This is a genomic window from Streptomyces sp. NBC_01788, assembly GCF_035917575.1.
Taxonomy (GTDB): domain Bacteria; phylum Actinomycetota; class Actinomycetes; order Streptomycetales; family Streptomycetaceae; genus Streptomyces.
In genome coordinates, this window is record NZ_CP109090.1 from 5,939,711 (window position 1) to 5,952,424 (window position 12,714).

Below are 12,714 nucleotides of genomic sequence, written 5' to 3' on the forward strand. Positions count from 1 at the left end.
GATGACGCTCGAAAAGGAAGTCTTCGGGCCTCCGCGGTAGCGATGCGCATGGCCGCCTGGTCCCACGCTCCGCGGAGCCGAGCGCGGCCCGACCGCACCACTTGATACCGACCTGGTATCATCTCTGTATGGCGATGACACTTCGACTTCCCGACGACCTTGACGCGAAGCTCACTGAGCGGGCTCGTCGGGAGGGCCGCAGCAAGCAGGAACTTGCCATTGAGGCCATCCGTGACGCCCAGGACCGGGCCGAGCTGAAGGTCGATGACGTCCTGGCCGAGCTCATGGAGAGCGATGCGGAGATCCTGGACTACCTGAAGTGACCGACGTGCGCTACATCCAGCTCGACGAAATCCTGGCCATCGCCCGAACGGTCAACGGTACGGAGCACAGCGTGCGTGACATGGGCCTTCTGGTGTCGGCGATCGAGCGACCCCGGACGAACGTGTTCGGAGCCGAGCTGTATCCCACGCTGCACGAGAAGGCTGCGGCGCTGCTGCACTCGGTCGCCCGCAACCATGCGCTGATCGACGGCAACAAGCGCACCGCCTGGCTCGCCATGCGTGTCTTCCTGCGGTTCAACGGCGTCAGCGCGAGTACGGTCCCGCCGCCCGTTTCCGTGGCCGGCCCGTTCGTCGAGGCAGTCGCGCAGGACAGCGTCGATGTACCGGCGATCGCCAAGCGCCTCGCGACCTGGTTCCCCGTTTCCTGACGTTCGACGAGGCGAGGGCGCCTCATGTGGAGTGCGTGGCGATTCTGGAGCTTAATGCAAAGGGGATCTGACCTGCGGTTTTCGTGGGTTACTCGGGCGTAGCCGGGCGTGCTCGACACCTGCGCTTCCAACCCGTTGCACGGATCGCGGCAATGGGCGGCCACACCAGGAAGGTGACCGGCGGTCCGGTACCGACGGGGGTGGTGAGGTGCAGCGGTACGAGCAGCCCATGCACCGGGCTCTGCCTGTTGCGCATCGTGGACCTTGCCGTGGGTGACTACGACTGCCAGTGGGCGGCCGTTACCGTCCACGGGGGTGGATTTTTCTCGTCAGGCCGATACGAGATTGGCCTATGGCGTGTCTGGCTCGCCCCTGGTGGAAGGAGCTTTACTGCTGCGGCAGGTGGCGCCGCTGATGTACCTCTCCGGCCGGGCCGGTGTTCGTGGCGTCAGCGCTCCGGTTCTACGGAATTCGTGAACGCGGCAGGCGGATTCGATCGTCGTGGGCCATCGCAAAGTGATGAAAGTGCCACAGGAAACCCAAGGATGGGCATACTCTGCGGGAATCACCGCAGGTGGGCTGGGGCGACCTGTAATGCGGCGGAGGTGTCATGGGTGGGGACCCGTATGTGTCAGCAAAAGGGGTCGGAGAACGCGAGCCGACGGGGGTGCCGGATCCGTACGGGGACCAAGCTCTCCTGACGTCTGCCATGACGGGGGGCTACGACGCCGTCCCCGGCCAGGAGCGCAGTCGACTGCGGAGCTATCTCGAAGCCGTTGTCGCGGCCCGTCCGGCGCCGGTGCACACCACGGTCGCCTTCAACGCCGTGTACTTCGGGTACGAGCTCGGCGGCGACGGCTACGGCGGAAGCCCGCTGTGCCTCGATGACTTTCCCGTCGTCACCTTCGGTGCGTGCGCTCCCGTGCTCCCGGTCGGGGCCATGGTGTGTGTCGCCACCGGGTCGGACCCGCTTTACGCCGAAATCGTCTACAGGGAGGGCGCGCACCCGGAGGTGGACGCGCTCGGTGACGTACCGGCATGGGTGTCGGGGGCGCCCGCGGGCGCCGAGGGCTCGGGTAGGCCGGGTGCAGACGCCGAACCACGGCGCAGGGAACTGCTGGTGCCGGACCTCCACGCCTTCGGTCCGGCACTGAGTCTGTCACCGGCCCAGCTTCATCGCTTACGCACGCGCGGACGATGGATCAATGAGGACGGGCATGTCGTCGTCGACGTGTGCTATTCGTCCTCGCAAGCAGCCCGGCGCGGCGATCTGACGGCCTACGCGGATCATCTCCTGACGACGGCTCGGGAACAGCTTCTCAGCCCCTTCGTCCCTGTTTCCCTTGCCTCCCTGGTGGGCGGCACGCACGACGACGATCTGCGGGCGGGACTACTCGGTCTCCTCGACACAGTGCGGGGTGTCCTCAACTCCAGTGCAGTGTTGCGCACATGGGGCCACTACGCCATGACCCGTACCTCCCTCGCGGACTGCTGGCGGGACACCGGACCGTTGGGCGGCGACGACCTCAGGTCTCTCGTGGCCGCGGTCGAGCACGCGGCCACCCCGGCGAGGCGGCGACACGGCCTCGCCGCTCCGGTCACTGTGTACACAGCGGTCGGACCGCGACTCCGCAGTTTTCCCGGGGCGGAGGAACGGCTCAGGGAAGTGGGGTACGTCGCTGCGGTGTGCCGGGCGAACGTGGCGCTCGCCGACGTGGTCCAAGGGGACAGCGACCAGGGCCTGTTCGGCAACGGCTCCCGGGTCACCCTCGACGACGCCTTCGAGGGGGGAGGAGTGTGGCGATCCCATTCTCCCGGTGACGCAGAGGCACCCGGAGACCCCCTGGACCCGGCCGGGCGCGGCTGGAACTCCACACTGCCCGCAGCGCCGGAGCCGGAAACGGAAGTGGAGCTGGAACCGGTAGATGCGCCCCTCGCCGACGACGACGCCCTCGGATCCGGTGAACTCCTGCGAAGCGACGCGGAGGAGATCGTCTGGAGAGCGCCCCTGCGGCTGGCCCATCTCATCGGCGGCTGGTTTCCCCTGCACCCGTTCGTCGCGCAGGACCTTTGCCGGCCCCGCGGCGCGCACCCCACGCTTCGCCTCGAACTCGACCATGCTGGTGAGACGTTGGACGAGAAGGAAGCGGTGCAGTACGTCGCGGCCGAACTCGGATACGGCTCGGGACGGTTGACGGGAATCGTCTGGCCCGGGGACTTCTTCCCCGGCCTGATGCTGGAGCTGCGTCGGCTCCGTGGCGACACGGTGATTCGACTGGCCACGATGCGGTTGAAGGGCCGAGTGCAGGCCGGTGACCGTGAGACTGGGCACTGTTACGACCCTCGCGTGCTCACCAGGGAGGACGTACCGGGCAGCAGCCGCCACGGTGACAGCGCGGTCGGGCTGGGCCCCCGGCAACTGGTGATGCGCACCGTGCGCCGTTGCGGTCTGCTCACCCTGGACGGTCATGCCCTGATGGACCGGTCGGTCCTGCCGAGCGCGGTCTATGGGCGCCGACCGGCCCGGTCGCAGGCCGCCGCCTTGGACTCGGCCATCGCGGAACTGCTCGCGGAACGTCTTTTGGAGCCGGCCCTGGGCAGCCGGGACGCCTGGGGGCAGCCACACTTCCCGCCGCGTGACGGACAGCGGACGATTTCCCTCATCGGCTACCGCCCCGCCAGGCCGCGGGTGATACGTCCGTGGGGCGGTGGCGAACCGGGCGGTGAGAGACTGCACGGCGCTCAGCTCGTCGCAGGTCATCTGCGCCGCCTGCGGCCGGGGTGTCTGCCCAGCGACGTTCAGCGCGCGGCCTTCCGGGAGCACTGCCGCAGGCTCGGCAAGGCGGACGGCTGGGAACTTCCGTACGGCTACACGTTCGTGACCGAGCACGCGCGCGGCCGCTGACCTTTCAAGGCTTTCGCGCATCCAGGGCTCCGCCTCTCTCTTCCTCCCGCTACCCACAGACACCTCCCGTCACCGACAGAAACGGAGCGCGTGTACATGCAGGACTGCTACCGCGTCGTCACAGGGCCGCCGTGGTCCCCGCCGAGCGTCTCAGCCGAGGACCTCGAAGGCCTGGCCGCCGCGCTCAACGCCTTGCAATCCCTGGCCGTCGCCGCCCTGAACGACCTCACGGCGGACATGGTGGAACTCGCTTTCAACTCATTGCGGCCCAAGCACCGCCAGGAGTTGCTCACCAGTCTGGGCATCCGCATGTCGGCCCCTCGACGGGTGAGCAGTGCCCTGTGCCGGGACGTCCTCACCAGGCTGCGGCGCGAGTCGCGGCAGCACACCTGCACATGTGGGATCAAGGGACTCACGGTCACCGTGATGAACCAGGTCGGCGACTTCGTCCTGGCGCACGACGGGGAGCCGGTCCCCGACCCTGTTGCCCGGTGGGGCGCAACGCTGGTCCGGGTCACCGTGTTCGCGTGGTGCAACGCCTCCGTCACCGACGCCCACATCCTTGCCTGGGCGGCGGACCAGGACTGGTTCGGGGCGACGACCGACGACGAGGAGGCGGCCCGGCTCACCGCCGTCGCTGCCGCGGCGCGGCCCCTCGTGGAGGCATACCCTGATTTCGTTCTAGGAGCCGCGGAAGACGACGGGCTGGCGTTCGCGGAGGACAGCGAACCAGGGGCCGTTGCCGTCGCCGACCGTCCGGGCACCAGCGTCCCTGCACCGCAGACCGCGGCAGCGGACACCGGTACTTCGCACGAGGAGACCGCTACAGCGTCCGACAACACCGGAACCAAGGCTGGGACAGCTCCCGAGGAGGCATGTCAGCAGCTGGAGTCCGCACTGGCAGGGGCCCGCCAGGCCGCGGAGAAGGTCACCGATACGGTCATGGACGGCCGCCCTCCGCAGGACGAGGACCTGGCTAGGCTCGCTGCGCTGAGCACTGTTTTCAACGACGTGGACGCGGTGTTCCGGGCTGCCGGGATCGAGGGGGTGCCTCGTCGCCTAGAGGACATGACGCGCGCTGCGCACGCACACCGGACAGCGCGGGAGCGTGACCTCCAGGCCCGCGAGCCGCTGCGGGAACTGCTGGATGTCGCCTGCCGCCCGGACAGCTCCGCCGCTGCCGCCGCTGCCGCCGAGGCCGTGCGCGGCGCGGCTCGCCGCCTGCTGGACATGCCGGTGTGGGAGGAGCTGCACCACGAGGAGAGCGCCGCGCTCGCCGCCTTGGCCCGGCTCATCAGGCTGGGACGACAGGCGGATGCCGCCACGGAGATCCTGGCACTGCAGGGACAGGTCGTACGGGTCCTGCCCACGTGCGCCGTGGCCGTGCTCATCGCTTCCGAGCTGACGCTGGACCAGCCGGTGGACGGTGCCGTGTGCCCCGCCGGGACCGACGTGGCACACGGCACCGCCGAACCCGCCGATGCCGAGACGACCGCAGAACACGAAACCGTGCAGTCGGCCGCATCGACCGAGACGATCGCGCCCCAGCCCGCCGCCGAGCCGGAAGCCACCACGACCGCCGTGCCGGTCCACGCCCCCAAGGCAGACGCCAGGCTGGCCGCCGACAGCGACTCGGCGCCCTCCACGTCCGCTGACGCGCCCGTCCAGGCACCCGCCGCACCCACGCTTTCCCCCGTCGAGGACACGCCCGTCCGGGAAGCGGCCCCGGCGGCGGGCGACGTCACCGATGAGGCCGCTATCGAGGGGGTCCTGGCGCGGTTGGTCGTGGAGCGGCGCTTCGGACTCGCCCACCATGTGGCAAGGGCTGCCGGCCACCCCGAGCCCCAGGTGGCGGCGATCCGCCTGGCCGGTGCCGCCGCGCTGCTCACGTCCGGGGACAGCCAGAGTGCCCGGCTGACGGCGGACCTGCTCCAGAGGTACGGCGGATATGCGGGCCAGGACACCGAGGGCAGCGAACTCCTCCTGCTGCCCGCCCTGCTGCGTACCGCGCTGATCACCGGTGACCACGCTGCGGGCGCTCAGCTCAAGGCGCTGGTGCCGAGGCTCCCGGACCGGCTGGGGGATGCGGCGGCCGCCGTCGCCGACCGTGCCCTCAGCGGCGCCCTGCTGATCGCCTCGCCGCTGGTCGCCGACGTCTCCGAGACCGAGGCCCGGCTGCGGGAACTGCGTGATCAGAGCCGTGCCCTGCTCTCGCCGCAGCGGCTGCGGTTCGCACGGGCGACGGAGATCGCCAAACGCTGGCTCGCACCCGACGACGGGATGCTCGGATCGCTGCTCACGACCGTCGTCGGTGACGACCGCGACGCGCTGCAGCAGGTGCGGGAGCAGGTCGATCGGCTGTCGAAACTGGCCGAGGTCAACAGCGAGATCGACCGCATGGACCGCAAGTACCGCTCGTCCAGCGGCAAGCCGCTTCAGGGCTCCGGGCGGCAGGACCTGGTGCATCTCGTGGAGCGGGCCGTCAGCCTGGTTAAGGAGTGGTGCCTGGCGGTCGACGGCACCCGTCGCGGCGACCGTTCCGACGGCAGCCGGGCGGTCAAGGAGATCTCCTCCCTGCGCCAGTCGCTGCTGGACGGCAGGGAAGCGGCGCTGGGCGAACTGGAGCGGTTGGCGCGGCGCCCGGACGCCCTCTCGGGCGCGATGGCCTGGGCGGCCCACGCCTCGATGGAGGAGCTGTTCGCTCTGCTGGCCGGCGACACCGTGACCACGCGTTCCGGCGGTCCCGTCGACCCAGCGCTCGTTCTGGACGCGGAGCTGCTGAAGGTGTGTGACACCCGTGACGAGCGGCCGTCGCCCGACGAACTGCTGACCGCGGTCCACCGGAGCTGGCAGGAGGCTCTGGACGAGCGGCTCTCCCACGACGCGTTCACCGCGGCTCGTGACATCGTCAAGCTGGCCGGACGCGGGCTGCTGCCTGCCGCTGGGGCGAGGGAGTTCGTCCCGCCTGCGGAAGCCGAGATCGACGACAGGGAGACCGCCCGGCGTGCGCAGCTGCGGAAGGCACACGACGCACTCGTCGCCGAGCTGCACCGTGCGCAGGCCGACGGTGCCGTGACCGAGGACCAGGACCTGGGCCTTCAGGAGTTGCTCGCCGACGCCCACAACAGCCTCGAAAGCGGTGACCGACACGACCTGCTGCACGTGCGGCGGGCGCTCGACACGGTACGGAGTGGCCTGCCGGCCTTCCGGGAGCAGGCGGCGGATCGAATCCGGGCTCGACTCGACGCCCTGGACCCCTCCGTGGAGGAGCGGGCCCAGGTCCTGCGGCGCCTGGAGACGAACGACCTGGCCACCGCTGCCGACCTCGTTTACTTCCTGGAGATCGGCGAGCCGGTCCCGGAGATCGAGGGTGGCGAGTCCCATCTGACCGAGTTCTTCCCGGCCGTGCCCGACGGCCTGCCCGGAGGAATCGACCATGAGCTCGTCGAGCTGGTCCGGTCCGGCGGTAAGCATCCAATGGTCCCCGTCCTGGACTACGGTGGCCTCTCCACCGACGAGGCGGCGCTGGCGGCCGACGCCCTCGACGAGTGGCGCGTGCTTGCCGCCACCGAACGCAAGGACCGGCTCCAGGTGGCTCCGACGCGACAGGTGCCTCCTCTCCTCAAGCTCTTCGGCTACGACGCCAAGAGCGCCAGGCCGCTCGACGACCGATCCCAGCACAGGCGGGAATACCGTCTCTTCGAAGCGACCGGCGTGGAGATCAACGGTAGAGCGAAGGCGCCCGCGTTCGGCTCGCAGATCAAGGAGCAGGGCGGCAACCTGAGGGTGATGATGGTCTGGGGCAGGCCGCCCGCCAAGGTCGTCATGAGCTGGGCGGAGCGCGACACTAGCGGAGCGAGCCTTCTCGTCGTCTACTTCGGTACGCTGAGCCGTGAGGCCCGAGTCGAACTCGCCGCCGGCTCCGACCGGTTGCAGCCGCTGCTCGTGGTGGACGATGCCGCCCTCGCCTATCTCGCGGCCTGCGGCAACCGCCAGGTCAGCGCCGCCACGCAGACCCTGCTGCCCTTCTCCGGCGTCAACCCGTACATCAGGGAGAAGCGCGGCCGGATCGGCGGCGAGATGTTCTACGGCCGCGACGCCGAACGCAAGAGCATCCTCGACCCGCGCGGCACCCAGGTCATCTACGGTGGCCGGGGCCTGGGCAAGTCGGCGCTGCTCGCAGACGCCGGGGAACTGTTCACGGAGCAGCGCACCGGCTATCACCAGACGGTGTACGTCAACCTCGACCAGGAGAACATCGGCAAGGGCAGCTCGCGCGGGCCGGAGGCGCTGTGGAGCGTCCTCCTGAGAGAGCTGACCGTGGCACAGGTACTCGATGACCGGCCGCAAGGGCGCGGAAAGCGACAGGAGACCTCCGAGCGGGTGCGTGCCGGCATCCGGGCCTGGCTGGACGGGGACTCCCGTCGCCGACTGCTGATCCTGCTCGACGAGTGCGACCAGTTCTTCGAGGCCGACGCCCCGAGGTTCGACCAGACAAAGAAGCTCAAGGGCCTCGGGTCCGACACCAAGGACGCGGCAAAGGTCGTCTTCGCAGGACTTCACTCTGTGCAGCGCTTCTCTAAGCTCGCGAGCAACGGGCCGTTCGGTCACCTCGCTCAGACCCCGAAGGTGATCGGCCCGCTGGCTCCCCAGTCGGCTGCGGAACTGCTGGTCGAGCCGATGCGGGCGCTCGGGTTCGAGTTCAAGGACCTGGATCTCGTCAACCGTGTGCTCGGCTACTGCTCGTACCAGCCGTTCCTGCTGCAGATGTTCGGGCACCGGCTCGTCGAGCTGATGCACCGCAAGCGGACGCGGCGCGGCGCCGGGGAACCTCCTTACGAGGTGGAGGTGACCGACATCGAAATCGTGGAGTCGGACGCCGCGCTCCGGGACGGCATCTCGGCGGCCTTCAAGGACACGCTGAGCCTCGACCACCGCTATGACGTGATCGCCAATGTGCTGGCGTACCACGCCCGCCATCACGGCCTGGAGGTGCGGCTGAGCGACACCGAGTTGCGCGAGGAGTGCGAGACGTACTGGCGCATGGGGTTCGAACAGCTCGACACCGAGGGGTTCCGCGCCTACCTCTCCGAGATGGTGGGTCTCGGTGTCCTCGCGCCCAACCACGACGGATTGGGCTGGCATCTGCGCGGTCCCAACGCCCTGCGCATGATCGGGACCTCCCACGAGGTGGAGGCACGTCTGCTTAGGGCCGAACAGGACTGTGAATTGCAGGAGAGCATCGTCCAGGAGGGCCGCCCCGAGCTTCCCGACGGGCGGCCGGCTCCGCTGACCAACACCCAGCTCGACGACCTCCTGGGCGAGCGGTCCAACCGGACCCGAGTCGTCCTCGGCAGCACCGCCACCGGAGTCACCGACGTCGCCCGGACGTTGCGTACGATCGCCGGACCGATCGACGGCTGGACGCTGCCGCCCGTGGGCAAGCCCAGCGTCTACAAACAGGAACTCACCGGCGGACGCCCCCGAGAACGACGGGTCGTCATCAGCGACTTCGTCAACTACCGGGAGCCAGTCCGACCCGAGACCTGCCGCGAAGCCGTCGACCTGGCCGAGACGCTGCTGCCCGCGACTCCGGGGGTCACCCGCGCGGTCGTCATCGTCACCGACCCCGCTCAGCTCACCCTGTGGCGCTCCCTGCTGACGGGAACCGAGTCCACCTCGGCCGCACTGGTGGTGCTGCGCAGGCACGACCATCGCAGCCTGCGCGGCTGGGCCCAGCGCATCAACATGTTCCACACGGAGGACCGCCTGGACCGTCTCCACGAACTGACCGGCGGCTGGCCGCTCCTGGTGGACCGGTCCTACCGCCTGCACGAGGAATTGGGCAACCCCGACGATGTCTTGCGTCGTCTGGCCGACCTCCGCGCGGACCGGGCCCAGGCCCGCGCATTCGCCGAGGCGACCGGCGTGTACGCGGATCCGCTGCTGGCCGCCGGATACCGGGCACTCACCGAAGAGTTCGAGGACGGCCTCTTCGACCTGGAAGGCGCGGTGACCGCCGTCGCGCTCAAGATCGATGACGAGGACGAGGCACGGTGGATCGTCGACTTCCTCGACGCCCTCCAGGTCTTCGATCGCGAGGACACCCAGCTGCGCCTGGAACCGGTGCTCCGGGAGTGCGTGGCGCTCAACGGGTGACAGAGCCGCATGTGAATCGGGACCGGACATGGCCGTGGTGATCGCGGGCGTGCCGGTCGCGGTTCCGCAGTGGGCGGAGGACCTATTGCGCCGATGAGAGTGGGGCGTGTCCGGGCGAGACCAGGAATCCTGGTAGACCGCGCGACCTCCTCCGTGCTGCTCAGGGGTGAACAGACTGCGGCAACCGGATCATCCCGAGGGATCCGCCTCGCTCGCCCGCGAGACCGGGTGGCCGCACCGGCCCGGCACTGTCCGCCGTGACGCTCGTTTGACGCTTTGGGCCCCTTCAAGCTGCACATCAAGCCGAGAATGCGCCTCTGACCTGGCCCTTTCTGTGGCCGGCTCAGGCCGACATCTTTCCGATGACGCATCATGTGGAGTGCGTGGCGATTCTGGAGCCTGCGGGAAAGGGCCGCTGACCTGCGGTTCAGCGGTGACGCCGACGGGTCTTGACCCGGTGGGGCGGCCGCGTGATGCTCGGTCGTCGGGACTCTTGACGCTCATATGACGCACTGCCCCAGTCGGCCAGACCGACTGGGGCAGTGCGTTGCGATGCCTGTAACGGCCTCGCCGGGGGAGCCGCTGAATGGCTCCGCGCCGATCACCATGAGACTTCTGTTGCTAGCCGTCAGGAAGGTCGGGCTGGACAGATTTTGTCTAAGTAGACTTAGACATGTTGTGGTCGTCCAGGCTGGTGGGGAGTTCCGGTGGATGAGAGGGTGCTTGCCAAGCCCGAGGACGTGGTCGACCGGGATCGTGAGTGGGATCTGCTTACCGAACTCGTCACGGACCCGGATCCGGCGATGCGTCTGGGGGTCGTGTCGGGGCGCAGGCGGCACGGGAAGTCGTATCTCCTGCAGGCGCTGTCGGAGCGCGTCGGGGGTCTGTATGTCACCGCGGTGCGGGAGGAAGGGCGGTTGCCGGCGCTCCAGCGGTTCAGCGACGCCATCGCGGCCTACGCGGGTCTGCGGCCCGGCACGCTGCGGTTGACCGACTGGCGTGATGTCCTGTCCAACGCCCTTGATGTCACCGCGCGCTCACAGACACCGCTGTTGGTGATCGACGAGTTGCCGTATCTCCTCCAGCACTCTCCCGAGATTCCTGGCCTGCTCCAGCAGCTCTATGACGAGCGTCAGCGGGGCACCGGGGCCGGACCAGGAGCCCGGGTGATCCTGTGTGGGTCCGCGATGAGCGTCATGCACGAGCTGCTGTCGGGGACGAAGCCGTTGCGTGGCCGTGCGGTGATCGATCCGAGGTTGGGGGCCTTCGACTACCGGGCCAGCCGTGCGTTCTGGCAGATCGACGACCTGCTGACTGCCCTGCAGGTGCACGCTGTCCTCGGTGGTGCTCCCGGTTACCGGCCGGTGGCGGCCCGCCCGCACCCGAACGACGGTTTCGCCTCCTGGCTGACGCGGACGCTTTTGGACCCGGGGCGGGCGGTGTACTCGCGTACGGAGACGGAATATCTGCTGCGTGAGGATCCTCGGATCACCCAGCACACCCTCTACTACGACATCCTCACCGCGATCGCCCAAGGCGCTTCCACCCCCACTAAGATCGGCGCGGCCCTGGAACGGCAGCGCAACGCAGTCACCCACCCGCTCGACGTCCTGGAGTCCACGGGCTACATCCAGCGTGAGCAGGACATCCTGCGTCCCCGCCACCCCGTCATCACCCTGGCCGACCCTGTCATCCGCTTCAATCAGCTGATCACCCTGCCGCAGGCGGCCACCATCGAACAGGGCTTCGCCGAAGAGGCGTGGCAGGCCGCCGCGCCGACCTTCAACTCGAAGATCCTCGGCCCTCACTTCGAGGACCTGGCTCGCGCCTTCACTCGCCGATACGCCCACGCCTTGCTTCCCGGCGGCCTGCCCGGCCCGGTCGGCACCACCGAGGTGGCGGACCCCGCAGCCCGCACCAAGCACGAGGTCGACGTCATCGCCCTGGCCCTGGGCGAGCGCCCGCAAGCTCCTCGCGCCCGGATCGCCCTCCTCGGCGAGGCCAAGGCCACCGTCGCCCGCCGCGGCACCGGCGATCTGCAACGTCTGGAACACATTCGCGCCCTGCTCACCAATCAGGGCCACGACACCACGGGCACCACCCTGGCGCTGTTCTCGCTGCACGGGTTCTACCCGGACCTGATCGAGTCCGCAGCCGGCCGCGACGATCTGCTCCTGGTCGACCTGGCGACTCTCTACGGGGTCGGGTAGCCACCACTTCCTGTCGCGATGCCGCCGGTTGACCCAGTTGCGTGGTGGGGGCGTGCCCGCGCACAGTAGCGTCGTCTTGCCGGAGCCGGACGGGCCCATCGCAGCGGTCAGCGCCCGCTGCGGGGCGCGACGACAGCGCGGCGACCGCCGCGCAGAGGTAACCCAGACAGGCACTCATGCCCCACAAACGGTGCGGCTCGGGCGCCGTGATCAACGGGAAGACGGCGGCCCACACAGCGGCCACGAGCCAGCCGCCGCACCACATCTACCACTGAGCCTTTCCCACCCTCACTCTGAGCTGGTCAGATGAAGGGTGAGGACGGCCTGGACGAGGCTGGTGATCCGGGTGGTCGAGCACCGCAGTTTACGAAGGAGCCGCCAGGATTTGAGGGTGACGACGGCCTGCTCGACCAGAGCTCGGATCTTTGCGTGGGACCGGTTCACCGCCTTCTGGCCTGCGGAGAGGGCTTCCCACCGTCCCCAGTACGGGATGCGGACCGTGCCGCCGGCACCCCGGTAACCCTTGTCTCCCCAGCACTTGATGCCGGCCTGGGCGAGGGCGTCGACGATGCCGTGTTCGCGGGCCGCGCGGACGTCGTGCACGGCGCCGGGCATGGCCCGTGAGGCCCACAGCAGCCGGCCGAAAGGGTCCGCGATGACCTGCACGTTCATCCCGTGCTTCTTGTGTTTGCCCGAGTAGAACGGCCGGTCCGCGGCAATGCGGGCAT

General features: G+C 69.1%; 5 protein-coding genes and 1 pseudogene. 5 read left to right on the forward strand and 1 reads right to left on the reverse strand.

The window, feature by feature from the left end; genetic code table 11:
• Positions 1-128 precede the first annotated feature (128 nt).
• The 5 genes from OIE49_RS26860 (at position 129) to OIE49_RS26880 (ending at position 11,986) form a co-directional block, all read left to right on the forward strand.
• On the forward strand, positions 129-323 hold the full coding sequence (locus tag OIE49_RS26860; RefSeq protein WP_031080575.1) for a ribbon-helix-helix protein, CopG family: 195 nt from the start codon (positions 129-131) through the stop codon (positions 321-323).
• Entirely contained in the window at positions 320-712 is a 393-nt protein-coding gene (locus OIE49_RS26865; protein WP_326804491.1) for a type II toxin-antitoxin system death-on-curing family toxin, read from the forward strand. The genes OIE49_RS26860 and OIE49_RS26865 overlap by 4 nt, the downstream gene beginning before the upstream one ends.
• Positions 713-1,421: 709 nt before the next feature.
• Positions 1,422-3,617 carry a hypothetical protein gene (locus OIE49_RS26870; RefSeq protein ID WP_326804492.1) on the forward strand — a complete coding sequence of 732 codons (2,196 nt, stop codon included), beginning with the start codon at positions 1,422-1,424 and terminating at the stop codon, positions 3,615-3,617.
• 96 nt (positions 3,618-3,713) lie between these two features.
• Positions 3,714-9,776: a hypothetical protein gene (locus OIE49_RS26875; protein WP_326804493.1), complete on the forward strand. Its 6,063-nt coding sequence runs from the start codon at positions 3,714-3,716 to the stop codon at positions 9,774-9,776.
• A 707-nt stretch (positions 9,777-10,483) separates the two neighbouring features.
• Positions 10,484-11,986: an AAA family ATPase gene (locus OIE49_RS26880; RefSeq protein ID WP_326804494.1), complete on the forward strand. Its 1,503-nt coding sequence runs from the start codon at positions 10,484-10,486 to the stop codon at positions 11,984-11,986.
• A gap of 288 nt (positions 11,987-12,274) precedes the next feature.
• Here OIE49_RS26880 and OIE49_RS26885 read toward each other — a convergent pair.
• Positions 12,275-12,709: pseudogene (locus OIE49_RS26885) on the reverse strand (transposase family protein); the annotation flags it as partial.
• Positions 12,710-12,714 lie beyond the last annotated feature (5 nt).

Coding starts and splice junctions, on each gene's coding strand:
- OIE49_RS26860 (WP_031080575.1), top strand. CDS start 129: ATGGCGATGACACTTCGACTTCCCGACGACCTTGACGCGAAGCTCACT.
- OIE49_RS26870 (WP_326804492.1), top strand. CDS start 1,422: ATGACGGGGGGCTACGACGCCGTCCCCGGCCAGGAGCGCAGTCGACTG.
- OIE49_RS26875 (WP_326804493.1), top strand. CDS start 3,714: ATGCAGGACTGCTACCGCGTCGTCACAGGGCCGCCGTGGTCCCCGCCG.